This window comes from Rhizomicrobium sp. (assembly GCA_037200045.1).
Lineage (GTDB): Bacteria > Pseudomonadota > Alphaproteobacteria > Micropepsales > Micropepsaceae > Rhizomicrobium.
Map to the genome: position 1 here is coordinate 143,860 of JBBCHM010000001.1, position 26,506 is coordinate 170,365.

Consider the following 26,506-nt stretch of genomic DNA (forward strand, 5'->3'; position numbering starts at 1 on the left):
TTGAACACGACATTCGAATCCCTCGGCCTTTCCGAGCCGCTTCTGCGCGCCCTCGCCACCGAGAACTACGCCCACCCCACCCCGATCCAGACGCGCGCCATCCCCACCCTGCTCGGCGGCCGCGACCTGCTCGGCATCGCCCAGACCGGCACCGGCAAGACCGCCGCGTTCGGCCTGCCGCTGCTGCAGCGCCTGGCGGAGAACCGCAAGCCGCTCACGCCGCGCGGCGCCCGCGCGCTCATCCTCGCGCCGACGCGCGAGCTTGCGATCCAGATCGACCAGAGCCTGAAGACCTATGGCCGTCACCTGAACTTCCGTCAGGCGGTGATCCTCGGCGGCGTCAACCAGAGCCGCCAGATCGCGGCGATGAAGGGCGGCGTCGACATCCTCGTCGCCACGCCCGGTCGCCTGCTCGATCTCATCAAGCAGAACTTCGTCCGTCTCGATGGCGTCGGCATCCTCGTGGTGGACGAGGCCGACCGCATGCTCGACATGGGCTTCATCAAGGACGTCAGGCGCATCGTGGCGATGCTGCCGAAGGACCGCCAGTCCATGCTGTTCTCCGCCACCATGCCGGGCGAAGTCGTCCAGCTGATCGGCGACATGCTGCGCCAGCCCGAGCGCGTCGAAGTCTCGCCGCCGACCATGACCGCGGACCGCATCGAACAGCGCGTGATCCACATCGCGCAGAAGGACAAGCGCGTCCTGCTCAGCCATCTGCTGCGTGACGAGAAGCTGAAGCGCGTCATCGTCTTCACCCGCACCAAGCACGTCGCGAACCGGGTGTCTGAGCATCTGGAGCGCTCCGGCTTTTCCGCCGACGCCATCCACGGCAACAAGTCGCAGAACGCGCGTCAGCGCGCGCTCGAGGGCTTCAAGTCGGGCGATGTCCGCATCCTGGTCGCCACCGACATCGCGGCGCGCGGCGTCGATGTCGACGGCATCACCCATGTGATCAATTTCGAGCTGCCCAACGAGCCGGAGAGTTACGTCCACCGCATCGGCCGCACCGCGCGCGCCGGCGCGCAGGGCATCGCCATCTCGTTCTGCGATCCGGCGGAACGCAGTCACCTGCGCAACATCGAAAAGCTGGTGAAGCGCCAGATCGAGGTCGTCGCGCACGATCTGCCGGCGGAAGCGCTGACGGCGGCGAACGTCAACGAGCTGCCGCGCTCCTTCGGCCATCAGAAGCCGGCGGAGAACAACTATCGCCGCCCCAAGCGCCGCTTCAATCCGCGCGGCAATCGCCGCGCCGCCTAACCGGGCGTCGGATCGACCGTGTAGGGAAAAGCTATGTCCGGCGACCAGTCGCGCCGGACATAGCCCGCCGCCTTCATGCACGCGACATAGGCGCGGTTGAAAATCTCGTGGCGCTCGGCATGGCTGCCGGTGATGCCGCCGACATCGTAGTTGCGCGCGACGTCGGCCTTGGCCGCGCAGTCGGCGCTGTCGAAGGTGAAGTGCGTTTGCGTGGCGTTGCCGGGCGCGAAGGCGTCCGACGTCAGGTCGCCGTAGGATTCGCACCCCGCCAGCAACACGCAGGCGGCGGCGAGAAGCGCCGGTCTAAGCACTGCGCACCGCCTTTTCCACCGCATCGTAGGTGAAGCGCGCGATCGGCTCGATTTCCTTGATCACTTGCCTGAGCTGCACCGCGTTCTCCTGGATGAAGCTGAAGCTGCTTTCGCGATTTTCCTTGAGCCGCGTCAGCCGCGCCTCGATCCTGGCCTGTTCGTCGGGTCGCAGATCGCGTGCGTCCAGTTGCGGTTCGAGCTTGGCGATGGTGTCGCTGGCGTCGAAGATGCCGTCGATCGACATGGAGATGCGCAGGATCAGCGTGTGGACGCGGGCGCGCAGGTCGGCGCGACTGAGGTCGTACAGCGTCTCGCGGTTGCGATTGTAGATGTCGACCTCTCCCATCGCGGAGCGCAGCATGCGTGTCGTGATGGGCCCGTAAGGATCGCCGATCTGCTTGGTGTCTGCGGCATAGCCGATGATGATGTTGAGCGTGGTCAGGACCTCGCCGAAGAACAGGGCGGCGTTGCGCTCGCGCCGGCGCCGTTCGATGTACCATTCCAGCTGCGTCGCCGCGAAGCCGCCAAGCGTCGCCAGCACGGCGCCCAGGAACACCGCCCAGATCGTCGAGAAGTTCGAGATGAAATCCATGTCTTCTGGAGCGAGCGCCACGCCTTCCTCCCGGCAGCCGTCCTCTTATAGGATGGGCGCACGATGAGGCCAAACCGTGCTTGAGATATTCGTCGACGGCGACGCCTGCCCGGTGAAGGCGGAAGTGGAGCGCGTGGCGGAACGCCATGGGCTCGCCGTCGTCATCGTCAGCAATGGTGGCCTGCGCCCCAGCCGCCATCCGCTGGTCCGGCATGTGACCGTGGCGGCCGGCGCCGACGCCGCCGACGACTGGATCGCCGAGCACGCCGGGGAGGGCGATATCGTCGTCACCGCGGACATCCCGCTCGCCGCGCGCGCCTTGAAGAAGGGCGCCCGCGCGCTAGGTCCGGCCGGCAAACCGTTCACCGAAGCCGGCATCGGCATGGCGCTGGGCATGCGCGATCTGCAGCGCCATCTGCGCGAGGCGACCGGCGGCCAGACCTACAATGCGGGCTTTACCAAGGAAGACCGCTCGCGCTTCCTGGGCGCTCTGGAGAATGAGATCCAGGCCGTCCGCCGCGCCTTCCGCAACGCCACGCCGGAAAACGACGCATCCTCGTGACTGCAACTTCCCACCGCGCCGGCCTGCGTGCCGAAGGAACGCCGGTTTGGCTCAGGCGCCCGCGATCGTCGCGCGCAGGGCCGCGAGCCCGTCGGTCAGCGCTGCGGGACCGGGTTGAAGGATCAGCGGCGATTTGATCTCGACGATGCGGTTCTGCGTCACCGCCGGGATGTCTTCCCATCCGGGACGGCCGCGAATCTTCTCGCGCGAGACCTTCTTGCCGCACCACGACGCCACGATCACATCGGGCCTGGCAGCGATCACGTCTTCGGAGGAAACGATCCGATCTTTGGCCGCCTGCCGTCCGCGCAGATGCGCGAAGCAGTCGACGCCTCCGGCGATCTCGATCAGTTCCGACACCCAGCCGATGCTGGTGATCAGCGGGTCGTCCCATTCCTCGAAATAGACGCGCGGCCTCGGCCCGAACGCCGACGCGCGGACGGCGTCCACTTCGCGCGCGAGCCGGACCGCCAGCGCCTCACCCTTTTGCGGCGCGCCAACCAGGGCACCGGTCATGCGAACCATCGCCAGGATGCCGGCGATGTCGCGCTGGTTGAAGAGATGCACCGCGACGCCGGCGCGCGCGAGTTCGGCCAGGATGTCCGCCTGCAGATCGCTGAAGGCGAGCACGAGGTCCGGCCTCAGCTCCACGATCTTGGCGATATTGGCGGTGGTGAACGCGGCGATGCGCGGTTTCTCTTTGCGTACTTGTGGCGGACGCACCGCATAGCCGGTGACGCCCACGATGCGATCCTGTTCGCCGATCAGATAGAGCGTCTCGACGGTCTCTTCCGTGAGGCAGATGATACGGCGTGGCGGGAACGGCATCGGATGGGGCTCGGGCGAATCCAGCGGGACAATACGACGCTCTGTCGCCCGACGCGCTATCGACATTAGGCCCTGAGGGAAAACCTGCTACGCTGATGCAGAGAGCGGTGGGGATCGCATGTTGCGCTTGAGGGAATTGGCGGGCGCCGCCGCCGCGGGCATCGTTGCGATGGGCATCGCCGCTGCCGTGCCTTTCCTGGCGAACGTTCACGTCGCCTTCCGGCCGGACATCGCCGTCCGCAACGTGCAATTGGCCTCGGCCGAAGCCAATACCGCGTTGCGCGTGGTCATGGACGGAACCCTGCCGCCGGCGCCGCGGAAGCAGCCCCCCGCCGTTCCCGATCCGGCCGTGGCGCAGCAGGCCGATGCCGCGGATCGCTTGCGCGGAAAAATCCCGTCCGAACTCTTCGGCTATTTCGACGTCTATCTCTATGTCAGCAAGGCGGCGTCGGGATCGCTGGCGCAGCACATGTACGTCTTCCACCGGGATGCCGCGAACGGCCTCGTCTTCGAACAGAGTTTCCCGGTCTCCACCGGGCGCGAATTGCACGAGCGCTATTTCACCTCGACGCCGGTGGGATTGTTCGAACTCGACCCCAATCGCTTCGAGCGCATGCACTACTCGCACACCTGGCACGGCGCGGCGATGCCGTGGGCGATGTTCCTAAACGCGACGCTGCACGGCCGGCAGACCGGCGTCGCGCTGCACTCGGCATCGGTGCACACCGCCGAGCTCGGCCGCCGTGCCTCGGGCGGTTGCGTCCGCCTGCCGCCCGACAAGGCGGCTGAGTTGTTCAACCGCTTCCAGTCGCAGGAGCGCGGCATGGTGCCGGTCTTCGCCTATGACGCCGCCCACAACCGCACCAGCGGTGACGGCGTCGTGCTGCGCGACGGCCAGGGCCATCCGATCCTGACGCCGGGCTTTCGCGTGCTGGTGTTCATCGAGGATTATGAGGGCGGACCGGCGCTGGTCGCCGTCGTCGCCTGATCAGCCGGCGATGCTTTTCGCCACCGCTTCCGCGATCTTGATGCCGTCGACCCCGGCCGAAAGGATGCCGCCGGCAAAGCCGGCGCCTTCGCCGGCCGGATAGAGTCCCCGCGTATTCGTGCTCTGCAAATCCTCGCCGCGCCGGATGCGGATCGGGGAGGAGGTGCGAGTCTCCACGCCGGTCAATATCGCATCCTCCATGGCGAAGCCGGGGATCTGCCGCCCGAAGGCCGGCAGCGCCTCGCGGATCGCGGCGATGGCATAGTCCGGCAAACAGTCCGAAAGATCGGTCAGGTGCACGCCCGGACGGTAGGACGGCGTCACCGCACCGAGTTCGGTCGACGCGCGCCCGGCCAAGAAATCGCCGACCTTCTGCCCCGGCGCCTGGTAGGTGCCGCCGCCCGCCTCGAAGGCCTTCGCTTCCCAGCGCCGCTGAAGCGCGATCCCGGCCAAGGGATGCTCCGGATAGTCGGTGGGCGTGATGCCGACCACGATTCCGGCATTGGCGTTGCGCTCGTTGCGCGAATACTGGCTCATGCCGTTGGTCGCGACGCGCCCCACCTCGCTCGTGGCCGCCACCACCGTGCCGCCCGGGCACATGCAGAAACTGTAGACCGAACGGCCGTTCGCGGCGTGGTGCACCAGCCGGTACTCGGCCGCGCCCAGCTCCGGAATCGAGCGCCCATAGCGCGCCTTGTCGATCAGCGATTGCGGATGCTCGATGCGAAAGCCGATGGAGAACGGCTTGGCCTCCATGTCGACGCCGCGGTCGTGGAGCATCTGGAACGTGTCGCGGGCGCTGTGACCCACCGCGAGCACGACGTGATCGGCCGCGACCCGCTCGCCGTCCGCCAGCACCACGCCGCGCACCCGGCGCTCGGCGTCGAGCTCGATGTCCGTGACGCGACTGCGAAAGCGATATTCGCCGCCGAGACTTTCGATGGTTTCACGTAGGCTCTCGACCATCGTCACCAGCCGGAAGGTGCCGATATGCGGATGCGCCTCGGTCAGGATTTCCTCCGGCGCGCCGGCCTTGACGAATTCGGTCAGCACCTTGCGGCCGAGATGGCGCGGGTCCTTGATCTGGCTGTAGAGCTTGCCGTCGGAGAACGTTCCGGCGCCGCCCTCGCCGAACTGCACGTTGGATTCCGGATCGAGCACCGCGCGTCGCCACAGCCCCCAGGTGTCCTTGGTACGCTCGCGCACCACTTTGCCGCGTTCCAGGACGATCGGGCGGAACCCCGACTGCGCCAGGATCAGCGCCGCGAACAGTCCGCACGGCCCGGCGCCGATCACAATCGGCCGCTTTTCCAGGTTCGCGGGCGCGTGCGCGACGAAGCGGTATTCCATGTCGGGCGTCGGCGCGACATGCGGCTCGCCTTTCAGCCGTTTGAGGACCGCGGCCTCGTTCTCCACCTCGGCGTCGACGATGTAGACGAACAGGATCGCCGATTTCTTCCGGGCATCGTGCCCGCGCTTGAAAATAGAAAAACGCTTCAGCGCCTGCGCCGGAATGCGCAGCCGCTTGAGGACCGCGCCTTTCAGCGCCTCCGGCCCGTGATCGAGCGGCAGCTTGATTTCCGTCAGTCGCAGCATGGCCGAGAGATAGGCGAGGGCGCCCGCGAAGGGAAGGGCGCTTGCGCTCCAGGGTCCGGACACCGATACAGGCACGATGGACAAATGCCCGACGATAGCCGTGATCGGGGCCGGGCCCGCTGGGCTGATGGCGGCCGAGGTGCTGGGCACGGCGGGCGCCACGGTCACGATCTATGACCGCATGCCGTCGGTGGGCCGCAAGCTGCTGATGGCCGGCCGCGGCGGCCTGAACCTCACCCACGCCGAGCCGTTCGAGCAATTCCTTTCGCGCTACGGTTCCGCAACGACGCGCCTGCGCCCGATGCTCGAAGCCTTCCCACCTTCGGCGCTGATCGAATGGGCGAATGGCTTGGGCGCAGAGACCTTCGTCGGCTCCAGCGGCCGTGTGTTTCCCAAGGCGATGAAAGCCTCGCCGCTTCTGCGCGCCTGGCTCGCACACCTTGACCGCCAGGGCGTCCAATTCCGGCTCCGGCATATGTGGCGCGGATGGAAAGACGGTTCGTTGCTCTTCCAGACGACGGAAGGCGAGGTCGCCGTCAGTCCGGACGCGACGGTGCTTGCGCTCGGCGGCGCCAGCTGGCCGCGTCTCGGTTCCACCGGCGATTGGACCGCGATCCTCGCGCACAAGGGCGTCGCCATCGCGCCCCTTAAGCCCGCGAATTGCGGGTTCTCGGTCCGGTGGAGCGATGTCTTCCGCGAACGCTTCGCCGGCCAGCCTCTGAAGAATGCGCGGTTCTCGCATGGCGGCCGTTCGGCGCGGGGCGAGGCCATGCTCACGGCCTATGGGATCGAGGGTGGTGCGATCTACGCGCTGTCCGCCGCGCTGCGCGAAACCATCGATGCCGACGGCACGGCCGCGCTGGACATCGATTTGCGTCCCGATCTTGCGGTCGAGGAACTGGCGCGCAGGCTCGCTAAGCCGCGCGGCAAGGACTCGCTGACCAACCATCTGCGCAAGGCGCTGAACCTGTCGCCCGTGGAGATCAACCTGCTGCGCGAAGGCTCGCCGCTCGGGTCCGATCCCGCGACGTTGGCACACCGCGTCAAGGCCGTGCGGCTGACGCTGACCGGCACGCAAGGTCTCGAACGCGCCATCTCGACCGCGGGCGGCGTCTCTTTCGATGCGGTCGACAAGAACCTGATGCTGAAGGCCGTCCCCGGCGTCTACGTCGCGGGCGAGATGCTGGATTGGGAAGCGCCGACCGGCGGCTATCTGCTCCAGGCCTGTTTCGCGACCGGCGCGTTTGCCGCGCGCGCCATCCTGGCCGGGATCGACGCATGACGCAGCCTGCGGGAACTCGCAGGCGCCGCTGTCCTCACCGTCCGAGCATCAGAGCCCGCCGAGCAGCAGGTATTTGATCTCGAGATACTCCTCGATGCCGTATTTCGAGCCTTCGCGGCCGATGCCGGATTGCTTGACGCCGCCGAACGGCGCGACCTCGGTCGAGATGATGCCTTCGTTGATGCCGACCATGCCGTATTCCAGCGCCTCGGCGACCCGCATGACGCGCCCGATGTCGCGGGCATAGAAATAGGCCGCGAGGCCGAAATCGGTCGCGTTGGCGATGCGGATCGCCTCGGCTTCGTCCGTAAAGCGGAACAGGGTCGCGACGGGCCCGAAAATCTCCTCCTTGGCGATGTCCATTTCGGGCCTCACCTCGGTCACGACGGTCGGTTCGAAGAACGTGCCGCCCAGCGCACTGCGCTTGCCGCCCAGCACGACCTTGGCGCCCGACGCCGTCGCCTGGCCGAGCAGGCGCTCGACCTTCTCGACCGCCTCCGCGTTGATGAGCGGGCCTTGCGTCACGCCGTCGTCGAAGCCGCTGCCGACCGTCAGCGCGGCCGCGCGCGCCTTCAGCCTGGCCGCGAAGGCGTCATAGACCTTGTCCTGCACCAGGATGCGGTTCGCGCAGACACAGGTCTGCCCCATATTGCGGTACTTCGAGACCATGGCGCCCTCGACCGCGGCATCCAGATCGGCATCGTCGAACACGATGAACGGCGCGTTGCCGCCGAGCTCGAGGCTGACCTTCTTGATGGTCGAGGCGCACTGCGCCATCAGCAGCCTTCCGATCTCGGTCGAGCCCGTGAAGCTGAACTTGCGCACCAGGGGATGGGTGGTCAGCACCTTGCCGACCTCCGGCGCCTTGTCGGACGTGACGACGTTGAACACGCCCTTGGGAATGCCGGCGCGATGCGCCAGCTCGGCCAGCGCCGTCGCCGACAGCGGCGTCTCCGCCGCCGGCTTGATGACGAAGGTGCAGCCCGCCGCCAGCGCCGGCGCCGCCTTGCGCGTGATCATCGCATTGGGAAAATTCCACGGCGTGATCGCCGCCACCACGCCGACCGGCTCCTTGAGCACCACGATGCGCTTGCCCGGCGCGAAGCTTGGGATCACGTCGCCATAGACGCGCTTGGCCTCTTCGGCGAACCATTCGATGAACGAGGCGCCATAGCCGATCTCGCCGCGCGATTCGGCCAGCGGCTTTCCCTGTTCCGCCGTCATCAGCCGCGCCAAGTCTTCCCGGTTGGCCAGGATCAGGTCGAACCATTTGCGCAAGAGGCCGGCGCGCTCCTTGGCCGTCTTGGCCTTCCAGTCGGGACCCGCCGCATAGGCGGCCTCGATCGCCTTGCGCGTCTCCTCGGGGCCGTGATCGGCGATCTGCGCGATCGTCTCGCCGCTCGCCTTGTCGGTCACCGCGAAGCGCGTTTCCGATCCGACCCAGGCGCCGTCGATATAGGCATCGGGCCGGAGCAGCGTTTCGTCTTTCAGTTTCAGCATCGGGAAATCCTCGGTTGCATCGGAAACGCCCGGAAGCGCAAAGTGGCGATGTCCGGCACAAATTCAAGCTGGATAGGCACCTTGCGCCGCAGCATGCCGCCGCGGTCTCCCGCACCTGGACGCGCCCGTCCCAGCCTAGCGGATGGCAGCGGTCTCCGCTTCGGTATAGGCCGGCGCCAGGATGCGGCCGAACAGGAATTTGACGACAAACAGCACCACGGCCGCGCCCAGGATCAGGGCGACGTGCAGCGCCCAGAACGACGTCGCGTTCATCGTCGTCAGCAGGCCGCCGACCCAGCCGACGAAGAAGTTTCCGGCGAACAGATGGAGGAAATAGAGGCCGATGATGGTGCTGGTCATGCCCTTGGGCGCCGCGCGCGAATAGAGCGCGAGCCCCACCGGCAGCACATTGGCGAAACCGAGATCGTTCAGGAGTTCGAACCCGATCGCCCAGGCCAGGCTGATCTTGCCGCCATGCGCGGCGATGATCGACGCCGCCAGAACGAGCAGCAGCGGCGCCGTCGCGCTGATCGTGACGCCGATCGCGATTTTCGTCAGCTCATCGGGCTCGGGCCAGCGCGCCGCCCACCAGCGCCAGAACGCAACGGAGACCGCGATGGTCGTGGCGCTGATGATCGAGCCGTAGCCGAGAAGGTCGGTGATCGGCATGTGCATGCCGAACAGCGTGAGCTGGAAGTTCGCCTCGCCCCACACCAGATAGGCATTGAAGACCTCCTGATTGCCGACGACGGAGACCGCCAGCACCGGCAGCAGGCCGATCAGGAGCACGATCTTGGTCCAATCGTCGCGCGTGAGCGGCGGCCGCGCCGGCCCACCGCCGCGCGCTGTCCTGGGTGCTTCGGGCGGCAGCGTGCGGCGGCCGAGCAGGTAGGTGGCAAGCCCGATCAGCATGCCGACGCCGGCCGCGCCGAAGCCGTAATGCGAGCCGAAGCTGTCCGCGAGACGGCCGCATACGAAGGGCGACGCGATCACGGCGATCTGCACGAAGAACAGGAAGACTTGAAAGGCATCGGCGCGGCGCGGATCGCCTTCCTTGTAGAGGGCGCCGACCTGGCTCGAGATATTGCCCTTGAAACAGCCGACGCCGAGCAGGAGGCAGAGCAGCGCCAGCAGGAAGGTCGCGTCGAACGCCATCAGGAAATGGCCCACCGCCATCAGGATCGCGCCGGCGGTCACCGCGTTGGTGCGGCCGATGAAGCGGTCGGCGAGGAAGCCGCCGCCGATCGGCGTGAGATACACGAACGCCGTGTAGAAGCCGTAGATGTGCGAAGCGAGGGCCTGTCCCGCCGCCGGTCCGTAGATCAGTGCGATGAACGACTGGAACGGCCCAAAGCCCAGAACGTGGCTCATATGCTGCGGCGTCAACAGACTGTGCGTCATGTAGAGCACCAGCAGCGCCGTCATGCCGTAATAGGAAAACCGTTCCCACAATTCGGTGAAGGCGAGCCAGCCGAGGCCGGCCGGATGGCCGAAGAACGCGGCGTCGCCGCGCGCGGGCTTGGTGTCGAAAACGGCTTCGGTCACGGGGCTTTTTCCGGGTGCCACCCCGCCTGATTAGCGCAAGTCGGCGCCGCGCGCGCGGCTTTCGCCGTCTCCAGCGCGATTTTTGCCGGGGTTTTTAATCGGCCGCCGGCCCGCCCAGCAACGCCACGCCCGCCGCCACCAGTACCGCGCCCGCGCCCTTCTGCAGAAGTGCCCGCCGCGACAGGTCCTCGCGTCCCAGATGCGGGAAGAACAGTGTCAACACGATGCCGATGGCGAAGACGAACAGCGTCGAGGTCGACGATACCGCCGAGACCAATGCCACCGGCGCCAGCAGCGACGCCGCCCGCACGCCAAGGCTGCCGCCGAGGTTTATCAGTTCGTTGGCGCCGTTGATCGCCATCACCGCGCCGGGACTGCGGCGGAACAGGGCAGTGAACTGCCGGCGATAGCGGGGAATGGCGATGATGCCGAAACCGAACACGCCCTCGCCGGCATAAATCCAGAAGGTCGTGACCCAGTAGGAATCGCGCACCGCGAACAGCTTGAAGAGAACGGACGACAGCGCCAGCACAAAGGTGCAGGCGAGCATGAGAAGCACGAAGCGCGGCTTCCAGCGCTTCAATCGGAACGACGAATCGAGCGACAGCGACAGCACGCCCGCCACGACCAGCGCGCCGCCGCCGGCCTGGATCCAGTTCAGCGTCTCGCCGAGCAGGACATAGGCGATCAGGAAGGTGAAGAGCGTCGACATCTGGAACAGCGGCGCGACGACGGAGGCCTCCTCCGTCTGGATCGCGCGCAGATAGAGCAGCATCGCGCCCATGTAGAGCACACCGGAGGCCGCCATCACGAGGATGTCGGTCGTCCGGATGGCGAAGATGCCGTTCACGAAGATTGCGATGACCGGCAGCATGATGAGCCCGATCAGCGCGGTGAACACCATCAGGACGGCGGTATCGCTGTTCTTGAAGAACCGCTCGACGAGATATTTGTCGATATGGGTGGAGACCGCCCAGAGGATGGGACCGGAAAAGGCGAGGAGGAGCCACATCGGCGGATTATATCGGCGTCCCTTCGCCAGCGCGCGGCCCGCACAAGCCACCTGCGGCCGTGACGGTTGGCTGGGGGACTAGGAGATTTCGGGTAGGCGCCTGATTGCTGAATAACCCAAACATCTTAGCATGTTAGCTCGGAGGATGGTACACAAGAGTGGTACACACTTTGTAGCGATGCTATGAGCGCGTGCGGACGTTCGCGGGGTCAAGTCGAGCAACAGACCCATTTGTCTCCGACACTGCCAAATCGTTTCCAGCATTCGGTGACGCGGACTCGTGGAGACCGGGTTCGCACTCGGCGGAGACTGGTTCGATCCTCAGATGGTTCAGGAGGCCTAAAACCGAGCCGGAAGGCCAAGAGCCTCTTTTTTTCTTGGCCCAGCTCAGCGGCAGCCTCGACGATATCGGGTGCGACGAAGGCCAGCGAGATTATCATGTGCACGGAGCGCGTGCCGCGGCCTCGCGTTTCGCAATACCGTCTGCATCCTTTGCTCCACCACCGATCAGTTGCTGCTGCCACTTACGCCAAGGGCGATGGCGCAGATGCTTTGCGCGCCTCTCCGCATGCATAGGTCGTGGATTAGGATTGTCACTGTTGGCGGGCAATCCGTGCGTCAACCGCCTCTCTTCCGGGGGAGTCGGGCGGAGGCGTGCAACCTGCCTTTGGAGGGCGGTTTTGCGTGCCGGCTACGTTTGATGCAATGCCGGGGCGGGAACTCGTGGATTGCGAAGTCGACAACCGACAACACCGCGCGCTCGAGATCCTTGTATCGGCGCCCCAGACGGACGTTGCGGGCCATCCCGTAATTCCCGGCCACCAGGAGTCCCGCAAGGGCGATCGCGTAAAGGTCGGATCTGGGATCAACGCCAGCTTCACGGCTCAGCGCCTCGGATAAAAGCTCCTGATATTGGTGTTCGAGCGTGAGCGCATAGGCAAGCACTTTGGGATCGCTGTCGAAGATGCGGTAGCTTTGGGCGAGCCCGTCCCTCGCCACCAAGCGCTTGGCCGAGCGTTCGACATGAGCTCGCCAAAACTCGATCGCGCTCTCACGCCTGTGCGTGTTGAGCAGCCCCTTCTTGAATTCCTCGAAGGCGCGAAGTTGATAGGCCAGCGCGATCTCTTCCTTGGTCTTGAAGTAGCGCAGCACGGTCTGCTTGTGGATATCGGCCAGCTCGGCGATTTGTTCCAGCGTCGTGGCACCGAACCCCCTCTCCAGGAACAGCTTGGCTCCCGCCGCGGCGATGGCGTCCCAAGTTCTCAGTTTCTTGCGGGTGCGAAGTGATGGTTTGTTCGTCATGGACCCATGCTCGTCATCCGCCGGACGGCGCTCGTATTGTCGCGTGGAACAGACCGAGGCGGCAGCAACCCTATACGATTCGATACGGCGGCATCGATATTGAACAACGTAACCGGGATCACCGCACGGGTAAATTCGCTCTTTCGGCCCGCTGAAGCACCAACCTCTTTGCGATGAGCTTCTGTTTGCTGCGCGTCAAGTCGTACGCGACCATGACCGTTAGGCCGATCACTGCAATAACACCAATTGTCGGTCCGTAAACGACCGCCAATTGATTGAGCGTTACCTGTTCTACCCCGCCCGGTTCGACGTGACGGGGGAAGCGGATCCAGTCGATGGCGATTCCGGCGATGGCGCCGCCCAGCCCGATGGAGGATTTGCGGGTCACGGCATTTAGGCCGAAGAAAAAGCCTTCCGTTCGATAGCCGTTCTTCAGCTCGAACTCGTCCGTCAGGTCGGCGATCATCGCCGCCGAGACTGTCAGCGGCATAGCGCCGACGACGCCGGCGAGAAAAATCGCAATGGCGAGGAATGTGGGCAGTCGCGGATCGGTAGGCCCTGGAAAATCGCCCATCAAGCGCAAGCAGGTTGGCCCGACGGTGAACACGAAAAACAGCAGAATGCCGCTCCAGAACACGCGGGGCTTGTCGAATATTCGCCCAAGCCGGCTCGCGATGGGAACGCCGATGATATAGCCCGCAACCCCGGACATCGCGACGAGTTGAATCTGCGTCGTCTTTAGCTGCCAGAAGAACGTGTTCATGTGTAGCGCCAGCGCGCCCTGCACGCCCGTCGTGACGTAGAGGATGAGCAGCGAGACGAACAGGGCACAGAACGAACGCGACTGGAACGCGCGACCAATGTTGCGCGGGATATGTATTAGGCTGAATCGATCCGGCAGCGGTGTTCGCTTGTACATCAGCACGGCCCGGCTGAGCGTGCCGCGTGCCGAAATCAGGATGGCCAGCAGAATGACCCCGGAACAAAACAGCGCAAAGCCCGGATAGGCAGCGGGATTGAGCTGGCCGTTGGCGAACGATGTGGTCTTGTGGAAAAAGAATGCGTAGGCGGCGAACAGCGCGATCAGGCGTCCCAGATAGGAGAAAACGACCCGGAACGCCGCGACGGACAGACGGCCGTCGAAGTCTGCCGTCAGCTCCGCGCCCAGCGCCATATGTGGGATGAAATAATTGGCGAACGCGATGCGGCACAGGATGGCGAAGCCCAGAAGCCAAGCGGTCAAAAGCAGCGTTGAACCGCCGGCGGGTGGGCTGAACAGCAGAAACAACGCAATGGCGAGCGGCAAAGGCGCAGCAAAGATGAAGGGGTGGCGCCTTCCCATTCGGGAGCGCAGGCCGTCAGAGAGCGCGCCGACCAGTGGGTTCGTGATGCCGTCGATCAGAAGAGCGATGAAGACGGCCGCGCCGACAGCAGCGCCCGACAGGCCGATGACCTGAATGTAGAAAAAGAACAGGAACGCGTCGAGCGCGGTGCCCTCGAAGCCCTCGCCGAATTCGCCCAGGCCGTAAAAGATGCGCGTCGCGCGCGGCAATGCGGGCTCCGCGCCGGATGGCGCGACTTCGGTCGGGTTGGAGTCACTATGCGGTAAGTCTGGCGATTGCATCATGGACCGATGTCATCGCGTCCGCGTCGTCAGGACGTTGGCCGATGGTTCTCAGCTTGCCGGCCGCTCTGGTCGCCGCGCCCAGTGCGGCCAGTTCGGCGGCGCGAGCGGGATCGCCTTTTGTGTCGAAACGGCCGAGCGGCACGATCGCCTCATAGTCGCCCAGGACCTTGAACCGGACATCGTCACGCTCGCGAAGCTGGAAGTCGACCTTGCCGCCTGCGATCACGCAGCTCCAGGCAATTTTGCCGTCTTTGTCGGACAGATGCGGCGGTGCGTTGTAGAACACTTCGCAGATCGACATGTGCAGGTTGGGCTTGGTCTTGCTCTCCCACGCCGCGCGCTCGACGATGATGCCGTGGATGGCGGCCAGCCAGCCGGGGCTGGCAAATGAATATTTCACGAAAGCCTCGTTCGCGTTGCGCACTACTGCCCTGCGATTGCCCGCAGGGCTGCAGCGCATCAGCCAAAATGGACGCTGATCAGGACTGCCAGGTTTGGCCCGCGGGCATAGCGGCGCGTGCGCTCATCTTGGGGCCTTCGTCTTTCCAGCCATTGAAGCTGTTGAGTCCCAGCAGCTGCGCCATCCGCGAATCGCGGCCGTAGCGCTTCAGGAGATCTTCGGGCACCGCGTCGCCATAGACTTCCTGCGGCGCCATATACTGGCGGCAGAAATACATCGACAGATTGACCCTGAGGCCCGGCATCTTGCGCGGGAACGAGCCGTGCCACTGGTTGCCGTGCCAGATGATCGCCGTGCCGGCTGGGACTTCCACCGGAATCACATGCGGGTTGCGCTCATTGCCGACCAGCTTGTTCTCCATCGCGGTGGGCTGACGAAAATACCGGTGGCTGCCGGGCACCATCGCCAGGGCCCCGCCCTCTTCGGTGTAATCGGTCAATGCATAATTGCAGTTCGCGACATGCGAATAGGGCGAGAAAGGCGCCGGTACGCCATTGCCGGTGTCGCTATGCAGCAGCAAGCCGACTTCGCCCGGGCCCTTGACGTGACTGGTCAGGCTGCTCAGCCAACAGCTATAGCCGAGCAGATAGCTGATGATCGCCAGGGGCTTGGGATTGAGCAGCGCTTTCTCGAACAGCGGGTCCTTGTAGAGCAGATAGGGCGCCAGCTTGTATTCGTGCAGCTCGGTCTCCTTCTCCAGATCGAGCTTCTTCTTGAAGCTGGTCTCCGCCGAGCGCAGCACGGCTTCGCGCAGCTTGACGGTGAGCTCTGGATCCAGCGCATCGCGGATCACCGTGAAGCCGAAAGCCTCAAGTTCCGCGAGATTCGATTCCAGACCGAGCGCGCGAATGTCGCGATAGATCCTGTTCAGCTCCGGGGTCGACGTCCATTCGCGCGCCGCCGTCCATTCTCCGATTTCCATGATGCGTTTGCCTTTCCTCGTGCGGTTTTCTGTTGTCGAGCCGCGTTCACCGCAAACTCGAAAGTGTTACTCGTTAACAATTCTATGCGATTGCGGCGGCATCTGTAAATCCGCATCCGCGGCCCTTGGCGATTTTCCGCGACGCCTATGGCAACGTTCGATTGTGCGATGCAAGGTTGACTTGATCTTGAGACCGATACTAACCTGTTACGGAGTAACATAATATGTTTCGTTACTAAACCGCAAAAGCGGCGGGTTTCGGCCCGTACAGAACGAGTAGGGGGAGTAAATATGCGCAGGATCGAAACGCCCGCACCTCGTGCGGCGCGGGGGGTATATCCGTTCGGTTTGCTGGCCATGGCGGGGTTGCTGCCTCTTATAGGATCGCCACCGGCGCTGGCCGCCGCCGCGCCGCCTGACACGGTCGTCGGCAAGATAGAAACTGTCGTGGTCACTGCACGTCGCCGCGAGGAAGATATCCAAACGGTACCGTTGTCCGTGACGGCGATCGGCGCGGAAGACCTCAAGACCAAGCACATCGTCTCGCCCAATGACCTGCAATATAACGTGCCGTCGCTGAATGTCGGCGGCGCCTATGGCCACTTCCAGGGCTCCTACGCGATCCGTGGTCTGCGTACCGGCACGACATCGTATTTCTCTGAAGTGGAGGGCGGGCCGACCGATGCCGGCGCGCCGATCTTCGACATGGCCTCCATCCAGATACTAAGAGGGCCGCAGGGCACGCTGTTCGGCCGCACCAATACCGCGGGCGCGATCCTGTTCACGCCACAGCATCCCGAATTCAACAATTGGGGCGGTAGCCTCGAGATCACCCAGGGCGATCTCGGCCGCAGCGAAATCACCGGCGTGCTGAATATCCCGCTGATCGACGATCATCTGGCGATGCGCGTCGCCGTAAATCGGCAGCAGCTCGACGGCTACACAAAAGTCATCGGCACGAATATCGGTCTCGACGGCACCGGCAACGAGTCCGTGCGGATCGGCCTGGAATGGAAGCCGGGCTCGGGCTGGTTCACCAACTACACCGCGGTGAACCAATTGCATGTCGACGAGACGCCGGGCTCGTTCGTCCTATCCGCCTACAATGCGAATTTTGCGTTGTTCAATCTTCCCGCCAATACGTCGACCCCGGCCGGCGCGGCCGCAGGCACGGCGACGTTCGGCGCGGTCTGCGCGACCGCTGTCGCCAGCGGCCTCAGCCCGAGCCTCACGTCTTGCGAAGATCAGCGCCTTGGCATCCTGGCCCAATACAAGCCAATCCTGGCGACGGAATATGCCCGCATCCTGCAAGGCGGCGAGGCCCTTCGCCACACGGGCTCCAGTACCGACATACCCTATAGCGAAAAATATGAAGGGTTCACTTTCGTCAACAAATCGACGGCCGATCTTGGCGATCTTGGCTTCTCGAAGGTCACGCTGACCAATATTTTCGGCTATCAAACCGTGACCGGCGCCAGTCTGTGGGATGTCACCGGCACGCGGGGCGATCTGGAAGCCGCTGTGGCAATCAACTCCGCTGGCGGCAATGTCGCCTTCACGCCGTCCGGCAATGTCGTCAATGCTACCACGCCGATCGCCAAGCCCGGCCCGGCGCTTGCGACCTATACCGAAGAATTTCACATCGACGGTAACTATGGCGACAATCTGCTGACTTGGATTGTCGGTGCCTATTATCGCGGCCAGCCCTATGTTCAGAACTTGGCGGGCATCGCGAACATCACGCGGCTCTATGGCGGAGCGCTGCAGCCGAATCTCGGGTACAACGCCAACTACGCGTTCCAGAATGGCGGCTTTACACGAGCCAGGGGCGAATTCGCACAATTCACACTCGATCTTTCGAGCTTTGTTCTGAATGGCTTGAAGTTCACCGCCGGCATTCGCGACTCGCGCGACGGTTCCAGCAAGTACCAGCTTTCGGCGGTGAAAAACGTCGTTACAGGCGTGTTCACGCCGGGCGCCGCGTCGGCGCCGGCCTATTCGGATAGTTCGGGCTTGGGCTGGACGGCGGCGCTCGACTACACACCCGTCGATAACCTCCTGCTCTACGCCACGGCCCGGCGCGGCTATCGTCCCGGCGGCCTCAACCTCGTTCTGGGCTGCAGCGCCGTTCCCAACTGCACGCCGTTCTACGGACCCGAGACGGTCAAGGATGTCGAGTTGGGCGCGAAATACACATTCGATGTGTGGGGCGTGGTGGGCATCCTCAACATGGATGTCTATCGCGACTGGTACAACAATATCCAGCGCTCCTTCCAGTTTACCACCGCGACGCAGAACACGGTATTCACCGAAAACGTCGCCGGCGCGGTGCTGCAGGGCGTCGAACTCGAAACCACGATCGTACCGTCCGAAAGCTGGGAGATTTCTGGCAACTACTCCTATAACGGCGCGCGCTATACCAACTGGGTGTCGAGCGATCCGTTCAACGTCGCCATGCCGGGCAACCCATTATGCCTGCCGTCGTCGCCGGTCGGCGAGTGCCTGCTCGATCTGCGTAACAATCCATTTCCCCAGGCACCCGCGCACAAGGGAACGCTGTCAGTGCGCTATCGCGTACCGATCGAACCGGCGGCCGGCGACTTGACGGGCCTGTTCACCGTCTTCGCCCAGAGCCGCGATTGGCTGGCCGAGGGCGCGGTGCGCACGCTGCAGCTCGCGCCGTCTACCGGTTTCACCGCCGACGCACTCAAAAAGGCGATCAGCCAGCCGACCTTCGCCTCGCTCAATTTCCGCATCGACTGGCACGGGATCTATGGTTCGGATTTTGATGGTGCGGTGTTCGTGAACAACATAACGAACCAGGAACACGCCACAAATGCCATCAATCAGCTGTTCACGCTTGGCGTCATCGGAAAAATCTATGCCGAGCCGCGTACCTTCGGGGCCCAGGTGACCTATCGCTTCGGAGATTAGACACAGTCGCCGGAGGCGGACCGTGCCGCCTCCGGAACCGGAGCCATCACGCCGCAGGAAAATCCGCCGCGAGGCTGCTTGCTTTCCAGTGCTCCACCTCGTGCAGCATGGACGTAAGTTGTTTCTCCACACCGTCGAAGCCTTCGCGGCCGAGCACGAGATGCATCGGCGGCTTCGGCGATTGCAGCGCCTTGATGACGGTCTCGGCGGCACGCGCCGGATCGCCGGCCTGCGTGCCGCTGAAGTCCGCCATCTGACGGCGGCGCGCGCCGGCGCTCTGGTCGTAGTCCTCGATGAAATTGGAGGATTGCTTGAGCGAGCGTCCCGCCCAGTCGGTCCGGAACGGGCCGGGCTCGACCAGCATCACATGGATGCCCAGCGGTTCGACCTCTTTGGCGAGCGATTCCGACAAGCCCTCAACCGCGAATTTCGTTGCGGCGTAATAGCCTGAACCCGGAAAGCCCATGATGCCGCCGACCGAGGCGATATTGACGATCGTCCCATGCCGGCGCGCCCGCATGCCCGGAAGCACCGCGCGGATCATCGCCGCCAGACCGAAGAAATTCGTCTCGAATTGTTCGCGGATGTCCTTGTCCTCGCCTTCCTCGACTGCGGCCATGTAGCCATAGCCGGCATTGTTGACGAGAACGTCAATGCGGCCGAAGGCGCGCTCGGCCTCCCCGATCGCGCGTTTGATCTGATCCGGCTTGGTCACGTCCAGCGCGAGCGCACGGGCGTTGTCTTCGTGGCCCTCCATGAGGGAATCGAGCGTCTTGGGATCGCGCGCGGTCGCGACCACGCGGAAGCCGTGCGCCAGCGCCGCTCGGGCGAATTCACGGCCGAAGCCGGTCGAACAGCCGGTGATGAACCAGACGGGGGAATCGATCTTGGTCTTGGCCATGAAAGGCACTCCTTTGATTGCAACGCAGGGGCAGTTCTCGATTTCTAGCGGACCGGAAAATGCCGCCGCGCGCAGGCCCGGACGCGGTCCATGTGCTGCGCCGCGACGGCGGCCGACAGGTCCGGCGCGACCTGATCGAAATGCAGATGCTCCAGAAGGTCGAACCCGGCCGAACGGAAGATGTGCGTATCCTGAAGGGCCTGCACAGCGTTCCAGCCGCCGCTCTTGACCAGCAGCGGTAGCGGCGCACCCGAAACGGTGATCAGGACGGCTTTCTTTCCGGCCAATAGCCCGTGCACGACGCCGCTGTCGGACTCATAGGCAAAGCCGCGCGCGAACACGCGATCGATATAGCCCTTCATCATCGCCGGCATCGACAGCCACCACAGCGGATAGATCACCGTCAGAACATCGGCCTCGCGGATGTCGTCCTGCGCCTTTTTTGCATCGGCCGCGGCGCCGGAGATGAGCTCGCGCGCGGGCAGGGCGGGATCGAACCCCATCCGATAGAGATCGCATATGCGCTGCCTGTGCCCGAGATCTTCGAGTTCGGCGGCATAGGCCTGCGTCAGGCCCATCGTGAAACTGTGTTCGGCGGGATGGGCGACGACAATGAGATGTTTCATGCAGTTTTCTCCATGGCGCTGCCCGGGCCGGTCGTGACGATGGCGATCGTGTTTTCGAGGGTCATGACGGGCTCTCCGCCGCGAGGATCGCGCGGCGGATCAGGGTTTCGAACAGCGGCAGCTTGTAGGCGTTCTTGCTCAAGGGCGTCGCATCTTCCATCGCGGCGTGCGCGGCCTGCAGTGCCAAAGCGTCATCGATATGCTTGCCGGCGAGGATGTTCTCAGCCGTCTTCGCGCGATGCGGGGCAGGCGCCGCCGCGCCGAGAACAACGGCCGCCGTCTTGCATCTGCCGTCGCGGTTGAAATCGAGCACGACCGCGACGTCGGCGAGCGGCCAGTCGAAGGAGTCCTTTTCGCCCTGCTTCAGATGCGCCATCCGGACGCTCGCAGGCAGTATCGGCAGCCGGATGGCGGTCAGGATCTCGTGCGGCTTCAGATCGTTTTCGCGATGGATATCCTTGTCCGGCGGTCCGAAGAAATCTTCGAGCAGTAGCTTGCGCACCGTGCCGTTCGCGTCGGTCAGCTCCACGCTCGCGCCCAGCGCCACCAATGCGGTGGCCGCTGTCGAGGGATGGACGATCGCGCAGGGCATGTTGTCGAAAATCGCGTGATATTGATTCTCGCCGGGGATCGCGAAGCAGTGAGTGCCGCCTTTTCGCAGGCAGTGAAATTCCGCCGCCCGGAAATACCAGCAGCGCGGCCGTTGGAGCAGATTGCCGCCCAAGGTCGCGACATTGCGGATTTGCGGGCTCGCCGAACGCTGCACCGCGTCGGCCAGGGCGGGATAGCGCATTCGTATCGCGGCGTGACCGGCGAGCGCGGCGAGCGTGACCATCGGTCCGATGCGCAGGCCGCCGCCTTGGTCGTCGGCGATGATATCCAGCCCGGGAACCGCGCCGAGATTCACCAGCGCGTTCGGCGCCAGCAGGTCTTCCTTCAACAGATCAAGGAGATCGATGCCGCCGGCCTTCACCACGGAAATGTCGCCCATGGGGGACGTCGACATCGCATCGGCCACGATGGCCGAGGCGGCCGTTGCGGCCTCGGAGACCGTTCGGGCGCTCATCCAGGCGAAGCGGTTCATGGCTCAGCTCCTGACCGGAATCTTGCCGAGCGCGGCGAGCACGGCCGCCGGCGTCATCGGCAATTCGCGCAGGCGCACGCCGATGGCGTTGTAGACCGCGTTGGCGATCGCCGGCGCGGTCGCGATATTGGCGGGCTCGGCGATGCCATAGGCGTCGGTCGCGCTCTGGCCGAGATAGTTCTCCAGCACGATGACATCGATCACGGGCGTCTCGCGCGGTCCGGCGAGCTTGTATTGCTCGAGATTGGGATTGACCATCCGCCCGGTGTGCCGGTCGAGGATGCGGTTCTCGAACAGGGCATAGGACAGCCCCATCAGCACGCCGCCCTGGATCTGGCTTTCGATCTGGCGGGGATTCATCGGCCGCCCGCAATCGTGCACCGCGACGACGCGTTCGACGCGGACGATGCCGGTTTCGGTGTCCACCACGACTTCGGCGAATTGCACGCCGCCCAGATCCTGCTGGGCCATCGCGGCGTCGCCCATGGTGCGGCGAAAGCCGCCATAGTCGTCGCTGCGCGTCGCAATGGCGCTGATGCTGTCGGTGCGCAGCCGGGCCGCGGCCGCGCCGAAGTCCATGCCGCGGCTGGGATCGGTGCGGACCAGGATACGTCCGTCGCGCGCGATCAGTTCGTCGGTCCCGGCGTTGAGGACAAGGGCCGCCTCGCGGAAAAGCATCTGCAGCACGCGCCACGCAGCCGTGCGCGCCGGCGGCGTGATCGAGGCCGTCGTGCGGCTGCCATAGGACGGCGGACCGGCCGGAAAATCCGTATCGCCGATGCGGACGACGATCGTTTCGGGTTGCAGGCCGAGCACTTCCGCGACGACCTGCGCCAGCACGGTGGTGATGCCGGTTCCGATGTCCTGCACGCTTGACAGCACTTCCACCGAGCCGTCGCGCATCACGCGCACTTCGCAGGCGGAATTGATCTGCACATTGGCGCCCCACAGCGATTGCGCCATGCCCATTCCGCGCTTCACCGGACCTTTGTCCACACCCGGCGCGTGCCGCTTGTGCCAGCCGATCCGCTCGGCGCCGATGCGCCGTTCCTCGCGCCGCGTCGGACTCGTATCGATGCGGTCACGCAACGTCACCGGATCAATGGCAAGCTTCTCGGCAACTCGTCGATCGCCTGCTCGAAACCGAAGGCGCCCGGCGTGTTGCCCGGTCCGCGCATCGCGCTGCCCGGCCCGGCATCGGTGAACACGTCGTATTGCGCGCCCTGGAAATTGGGACAGACGTAGAGCGCTTCCGCGACATTGCCGACACCGGCACCCAGCGCCACGCCGGCCGTGCCATAGCTCTCCAGCGAGACGGCGGTCAGCGTGCCGTCATGCTTGGCGCCGATGCGCAGATGCTGCCATGTGCCGGGACGATTGCCGGTGTCCATCTGCTCTTCCTGGCGGTCGAGGATGAGGCGCACCGGTGCTTTGGCCTGACGCGACAGGCCGACCGCGATGCGGCCATAATTGCCGAGTGTCGATTTCGAGCCGAAGCCGCCGCCCATGCCGTCCACGACCACGCGCACGCGGCTCAAGGGCAGGGCGAATGTCTGCGCCAGCTCATGCCGCACGCCTGCGGTGAACTGCGTGGAGATGTAGACGGTCAATCCGTCCGACCGCCAATCGGCGACGAGGCCGTGCGGTTCCATGCAGCAATGGGTCTGCGTCTGCGTGCGGTATTCGCCTTCGACGATGACATCGGCCTGCGTGAAGCCTTGCGCGACGTCGCCGCGCGTGACCGTCGCCGGCCCGCGCACATTGCCGTTGGTGGCAAGACCGGTCGCCGCGATGATCTCCCCGGCCTGGCTGCCCGGCGCCGTCCCGCCGTCGAACACCAGGGGCGCCGCTGGCTTGCGCGCCTCGTCCATGTCGACGACGAAGGGGAGCGGCTTGTAGGTCACGCGGATCAGGCGGATCGCCTCTTCGGCGGCGGCGGCGGACGTGGCCGCAACGGCGGCAACCGGCGCGCCGAAATAGCGCAAGATCGAAGTCTTCGGATCGTCCGGCTGTGCCAGGATCGAGACCGCGCGGACGCCCGGATGCGCTACGGCGGCCGAGATATCTATCGCGAGAACCTGCGCATGCGGCTGCGGCGAGCGCAAGATCCGTCCCTGCAACATGCCCGGCAGGCCGACATCGACCGTGTAGTGGATCGCGCCCGTCACCTTGGCGCGGCCGTTCTGCCTTGGCACCGGCTTGCCGATCACTTTGAGTTCGGCATTGGGCGGCAGCGGCGGCGGCTCGCCGGCGGGAACCTGCCGGCTCACCTGGCCAAGACCGACGCTGGCGATGCCGTAGGTCAGCGTTTCCGTCAGCGGTGCCGGATCGGTCATGTCTTCCGCGCCTTGGATGCCGCCAGCGTCGCCGCGATGACGTGCGGATAGGTGCCGCAACGGCACAGATGGCCGCTGATCGCGGCGCGCACGTCTTCATCGGTCGGATGGGGATTGCGATCGACCAGCGCGGCGCAGCTCATCACCATGCCCGGCGTGCAGAAGCCGCACTGCATCGCGTCATGCGCGATGAAGGCCGCCTGGACCGGATGGAGCGTTTCGCCCTGCGCCAAGCCTTCGATCGTTGTCACGCTGCGCGTGCCGACATCGACGGCGAGCATCATGCAGGACGAAACCGTCACGCCGTCGAGCCAGACCGTGCAGGCCGAACAGGCGCCGCGGTCGCAGGCGATCTTGGTGCCGGTGAGCCCGAGCGGGCCGCGCAACGCTTCGGCCAGCGTCGTGCGCGGCTCGATCTGTATCGTCTGTTCCGTGCCGTTGACCTTCAGCGTGATCGCGGTCGCTTCCGGCCCAAAAACCGGCGGGCCGATCATCTGCGCCCGCGCCTCTCCGCCATCGCAAGAGCGGTCGTCGCGACCGTCGTCAGCGCCGAACCGTGGAGAAAAAAGCGACGCGAAACGCCATGATCATCGAGAGGTGGCACGCAAAACCTTTCCTATCAGTGTCCGCTTTGATTCTGAAGATAGGCTGTGATCAGCGCCGCTTGGCCGGCGTCGAGACCGGCGTTGGAAGCCTGCGTCTTCATGATGGCCGGCCACTGGGCGGCCGAATAGGACGTCGCCGCGGGAAGCGCGTGACAGGACGCGCAGCTTTTGGCGTAGAGATCGCCGGCGCTTTTCCACACGACCTGAACGTCGTCGATCAGGACACCGGTCGGAACCCAGCCCTTGATCGTAACCGCGGTGTAGACCGAACCGTTGACCGTCTGCGACGTGCCGGTCACGGCTTGGCCGGAGAATCCGCTCAGCATCACGATGTGGCGATCCGGCGCGACGAAAACGGTCGCGTCGGCGCCCTGCGCGGACCAGCCATGGATCGCGATCTGCGTCGCGCCGCCCGATTGGCCGAGCACGTCCACCGCGGCGCCGGGATCGAGCGAGCCGATCGTCTTGCCGCCCACCGCATCGAGCAGAGGCGTCAGTGCATTCGCGTAATGCTGCGCGCTTTGCGCGGATGCGTGGCTCGCGACGGCGAGCATAACGAGAAATGCGAGACAGGAAATCTTCGACATCCTAGATCCTTTCGGCGGCCGCATGCGTGCCCGCGATGTAGCCCTGGCATGTGGCGCGGGCCAGACCGTGCTGGCTGAAGCCGCCGGCGGATTCGCCGCCGCAATAAAGGCCGGGGATGACTTCGCCGTTCATGTCCATCACCTGGCAGCGCGCGTTGATCCGCAATCCGGCGCGGGTGTCGTGAACGACGGGCGTCGACCACGCGGCATAGAAGGGCGGCTTTGCGATCTTGTAGAGCGGCTTGGGCTTGCCGAAGTCCGCGTCCGCCCCCGTATCGACGAACGAATTGTAGCGCGCCACGGTCTCTTCCAGATTCGCCGGCGGCATCGGCACGCGCTGATGTTTCATCCGGATTTTCTGCGCCAGACCGGCAAGCGTGTCGGCCTGAAAGAAGAAGCCGCCCGCGATATCGACATTGGGCGGTGTCGGATCCCATTTCTCGCGCGCGGCGGCGTCGGCATCGAAGATCGCCCAGATCGGGCCGCCGCCATTGTGTCCGTCGCCGATTCCGGCGAGCGCGGCGTTGAGGAAGTTGTTCGGGCTGTATTTGGCGTTCTTGGCGTTCAGATAGCTTCCGGACACATAGGGATCGACGGAGCCGTAATCATTGGCCGTGAAGCCCGGCGAGGTTTCGTCGTAGAAACGCCGGCCCAGCATGTTCACCAGGATGACGTCTTGCCAGTCGCGCACGCGCAGGCCGGTGGCGCCCGCCTTGTCGAACACCTCGCTGCCCGGCATCCAGGGCAGGATCACCATCACCATCGGCAGATAATTGTATTGGCAGCCGACGAAGCCGGCCTTGCTCAGCACCGAACCGAATTCTCCGGTCTGGTTGTACAGGCCCCACAATGAGGCGCCGACCGCCATCGCCGCGCGCTCGCCGCTGGCGTCCTGGTTCGACCACGGCATGCCGGCCAGGCCGCAATATTCCTCCGTCAGGCGCGGATCGAACATCCGCCGAAACTCGACATTGCCCGTCGAACCGCCGGTGCCGATGATTACCGCCTTGCGCGCATGGATGTTGTAAGTCTTCCCGCCGCTCCGCACCGCGATGCCGTTGACGCGGCCGGAATGCTCGCGATGGAGTGCCGTCATCCGGTGCTCCAGCAGGATTTGCACGCCGGCTTTCCTGGCCGCGGCCTCCAGCGGGCGCATGAGGCCGGCGCCGATCGCCGTGACCGATTGGATTTCCGGATCGAGCGGCTTGCCGGTCTGCACCATCGGCCAGTTCATCGCCGCGACGTGCATCGAACGCGGTGCGGAATTGCCGGACGATACGCCATCGAACGCGTCGGGCGCCTTGTCGATGAAGACGACGCCATGCGCGACCAGAAATTCGAACGTGGCCGCGCTGTTGTCGGCGAAAGCGCGGACGATTTCGCGGTCGTTGTAACGATAGTCGGGAAAGCCGTTGGGCTCGACCACGGACCAGTCCGTTAGGTCGCGGAAGAGCAGGTCCGGTGAATCGACGATGCCGTATTTCTTTTGCGCGCTTGTTCCGCCGCCAAGCGGAACAGTGGCGCCGCTGACGATCGCATGGCCGCCGATATGATTTTCGGCCTCGACCACGATGACCGACGCGCCGGCTTCCCGCGCGACGATGGCCGCCGGCAGTCCGACGGCGCCCGCGCCGATGACCACGACA

24 protein-coding genes are annotated in these 26,506 nt (G+C 64.9%); 5 read left to right on the forward strand and 19 right to left on the reverse strand.

Annotated features, from left to right (window positions below; translation table 11 throughout):
* A complete protein-coding gene (locus tag WDM86_00620) occupies positions 1 to 1,260 on the forward strand; it encodes a DEAD/DEAH box helicase (protein MEI9988515.1) in 1,260 nt (419 codons plus the stop codon).
* Here WDM86_00620 and WDM86_00625 read toward each other — a convergent pair.
* Together WDM86_00625 and WDM86_00630 are read right to left on the reverse strand one after the other, a co-directional pair.
* On the reverse strand, positions 1,257 to 1,571 hold the full coding sequence (locus tag WDM86_00625) for a hypothetical protein (GenBank protein MEI9988516.1): 315 nt from the start codon (positions 1,569 to 1,571) through the stop codon (positions 1,257 to 1,259). The two genes, WDM86_00620 and WDM86_00625, sit on opposite strands and share 4 nt — an antisense overlap.
* Positions 1,564 to 2,184, reverse strand: coding sequence for a hypothetical protein (locus WDM86_00630; protein ID MEI9988517.1), 621 nt, complete (start codon positions 2,182 to 2,184; stop codon positions 1,564 to 1,566). The genes WDM86_00625 and WDM86_00630 overlap by 8 nt, the downstream gene beginning before the upstream one ends.
* Positions 2,185 to 2,239: 55 nt before the next feature.
* Between WDM86_00630 and WDM86_00635 the strand changes: the two genes are divergently transcribed.
* Positions 2,240 to 2,725, forward strand: a complete 486-nt coding sequence (locus WDM86_00635) for a YaiI/YqxD family protein (protein MEI9988518.1) — start codon at positions 2,240 to 2,242, stop codon at positions 2,723 to 2,725.
* 51 nt (positions 2,726 to 2,776) lie between these two features.
* On the opposite strand, the gene WDM86_00640 is transcribed toward WDM86_00635, so the two are convergent.
* Entirely contained in the window at positions 2,777 to 3,553 is a 777-nt protein-coding gene (locus WDM86_00640) for a cobalamin-binding protein (protein MEI9988519.1), read from the reverse strand.
* Between the two features lie 118 nt (positions 3,554 to 3,671).
* Between WDM86_00640 and WDM86_00645 the strand changes: the two genes are divergently transcribed.
* Positions 3,672 to 4,541, forward strand: a complete 870-nt coding sequence (locus tag WDM86_00645) for a L,D-transpeptidase (GenBank protein ID MEI9988520.1) — start codon at positions 3,672 to 3,674, stop codon at positions 4,539 to 4,541.
* Here WDM86_00645 and WDM86_00650 read toward each other — a convergent pair whose 3' ends face one another.
* Positions 4,542 to 6,200 (reverse strand): NAD(P)/FAD-dependent oxidoreductase, encoded by a 1,659-nt coding sequence (locus WDM86_00650; GenBank protein MEI9988521.1) that lies wholly within the window; start codon positions 6,198 to 6,200, stop codon positions 4,542 to 4,544.
* A 37-nt stretch (positions 6,201 to 6,237) separates the two neighbouring features.
* Between WDM86_00650 and WDM86_00655 the strand changes: the two genes are divergently transcribed.
* Positions 6,238 to 7,419 carry a TIGR03862 family flavoprotein gene (locus tag WDM86_00655; GenBank protein ID MEI9988522.1) on the forward strand — a complete coding sequence of 394 codons (1,182 nt, stop codon included), beginning with the start codon at positions 6,238 to 6,240 and terminating at the stop codon, positions 7,417 to 7,419.
* 48 nt (positions 7,420 to 7,467) lie between these two features.
* On the opposite strand, the gene WDM86_00660 is transcribed toward WDM86_00655, so the two are convergent.
* The 7 genes from WDM86_00660 to WDM86_00690 all read right to left on the reverse strand — a co-directional run bounded on the left by WDM86_00660 (position 7,468) and on the right by WDM86_00690 (position 15,787).
* Positions 7,468 to 8,919: an NAD-dependent succinate-semialdehyde dehydrogenase gene (locus WDM86_00660; GenBank protein ID MEI9988523.1), complete on the reverse strand. Its 1,452-nt coding sequence runs from the start codon at positions 8,917 to 8,919 to the stop codon at positions 7,468 to 7,470.
* Between the two features lie 135 nt (positions 8,920 to 9,054).
* Positions 9,055 to 10,464 (reverse strand): oligopeptide:H+ symporter, encoded by a 1,410-nt coding sequence (locus WDM86_00665; protein ID MEI9988524.1) that lies wholly within the window; start codon positions 10,462 to 10,464, stop codon positions 9,055 to 9,057.
* Positions 10,465 to 10,558: 94 nt separating this feature from the next.
* Positions 10,559 to 11,476, reverse strand: coding sequence for an EamA family transporter (locus WDM86_00670; GenBank protein MEI9988525.1), 918 nt, complete (start codon positions 11,474 to 11,476; stop codon positions 10,559 to 10,561).
* Between the two features lie 618 nt (positions 11,477 to 12,094).
* The gene (locus WDM86_00675; protein ID MEI9988526.1) at positions 12,095 to 12,778 is read right to left on the reverse strand and encodes a TetR/AcrR family transcriptional regulator; all 684 of its coding nucleotides are present in this window, start codon (positions 12,776 to 12,778) and stop codon (positions 12,095 to 12,097) included.
* A 118-nt stretch (positions 12,779 to 12,896) separates the two neighbouring features.
* Positions 12,897 to 14,330 (reverse strand): MFS transporter, encoded by a 1,434-nt coding sequence (locus tag WDM86_00680; protein MEI9988527.1) that lies wholly within the window; start codon positions 14,328 to 14,330, stop codon positions 12,897 to 12,899.
* A gap of 46 nt (positions 14,331 to 14,376) precedes the next feature.
* On the reverse strand, positions 14,377 to 14,829 hold the full coding sequence (locus WDM86_00685) for a hypothetical protein (protein ID MEI9988528.1): 453 nt from the start codon (positions 14,827 to 14,829) through the stop codon (positions 14,377 to 14,379).
* A gap of 55 nt (positions 14,830 to 14,884) precedes the next feature.
* A complete protein-coding gene (locus WDM86_00690; protein MEI9988529.1) occupies positions 14,885 to 15,787 on the reverse strand; it encodes a phytanoyl-CoA dioxygenase family protein in 903 nt (300 codons plus the stop codon).
* Positions 15,788 to 16,234: 447 nt separating this feature from the next.
* Here WDM86_00690 and WDM86_00695 point away from each other — a divergent pair, with 447 nt between their 5' ends.
* On the forward strand, positions 16,235 to 18,721 hold the full coding sequence (locus tag WDM86_00695; protein ID MEI9988530.1) for a TonB-dependent receptor: 2,487 nt from the start codon (positions 16,235 to 16,237) through the stop codon (positions 18,719 to 18,721).
* Between the two features lie 46 nt (positions 18,722 to 18,767).
* On the opposite strand, the gene WDM86_00700 is transcribed toward WDM86_00695, so the two are convergent.
* The 8 genes from WDM86_00700 to WDM86_00735 all read right to left on the reverse strand — a co-directional run bounded on the left by WDM86_00700 (position 18,768) and on the right by WDM86_00735 (position 26,502).
* A complete protein-coding gene (locus tag WDM86_00700) occupies positions 18,768 to 19,622 on the reverse strand; it encodes an oxidoreductase (GenBank protein MEI9988531.1) in 855 nt (284 codons plus the stop codon).
* Between the two features lie 44 nt (positions 19,623 to 19,666).
* Entirely contained in the window at positions 19,667 to 20,248 is a 582-nt protein-coding gene (locus WDM86_00705) for an NAD(P)H-dependent oxidoreductase (GenBank protein ID MEI9988532.1), read from the reverse strand.
* A gap of 61 nt (positions 20,249 to 20,309) precedes the next feature.
* Positions 20,310 to 21,332: an FAD binding domain-containing protein gene (locus WDM86_00710; protein ID MEI9988533.1), complete on the reverse strand. Its 1,023-nt coding sequence runs from the start codon at positions 21,330 to 21,332 to the stop codon at positions 20,310 to 20,312.
* Between the two features lie 3 nt (positions 21,333 to 21,335).
* Positions 21,336 to 22,427 (reverse strand): molybdopterin cofactor-binding domain-containing protein, encoded by a 1,092-nt coding sequence (locus WDM86_00715; GenBank protein ID MEI9988534.1) that lies wholly within the window; start codon positions 22,425 to 22,427, stop codon positions 21,336 to 21,338.
* Complete coding sequence (locus WDM86_00720; GenBank protein ID MEI9988535.1) at positions 22,424 to 23,668, reverse strand: molybdopterin cofactor-binding domain-containing protein; 1,245 nt, start codon at positions 23,666 to 23,668, stop codon at positions 22,424 to 22,426. Before WDM86_00720 ends, WDM86_00715 begins: the two co-directional genes overlap by 4 nt.
* Entirely contained in the window at positions 23,665 to 24,162 is a 498-nt protein-coding gene (locus tag WDM86_00725) for a (2Fe-2S)-binding protein (GenBank protein ID MEI9988536.1), read from the reverse strand. Before WDM86_00725 ends, WDM86_00720 begins: the two co-directional genes overlap by 4 nt.
* Positions 24,163 to 24,287: 125 nt before the next feature.
* On the reverse strand, positions 24,288 to 24,860 hold the full coding sequence (locus WDM86_00730; protein ID MEI9988537.1) for a hypothetical protein: 573 nt from the start codon (positions 24,858 to 24,860) through the stop codon (positions 24,288 to 24,290).
* A gap of 1 nt (position 24,861) precedes the next feature.
* On the reverse strand, positions 24,862 to 26,502 hold the full coding sequence (locus WDM86_00735; protein ID MEI9988538.1) for an FAD-binding protein: 1,641 nt from the start codon (positions 26,500 to 26,502) through the stop codon (positions 24,862 to 24,864).
* Between the last annotated feature and the right edge of the window lie 4 nt (positions 26,503 to 26,506).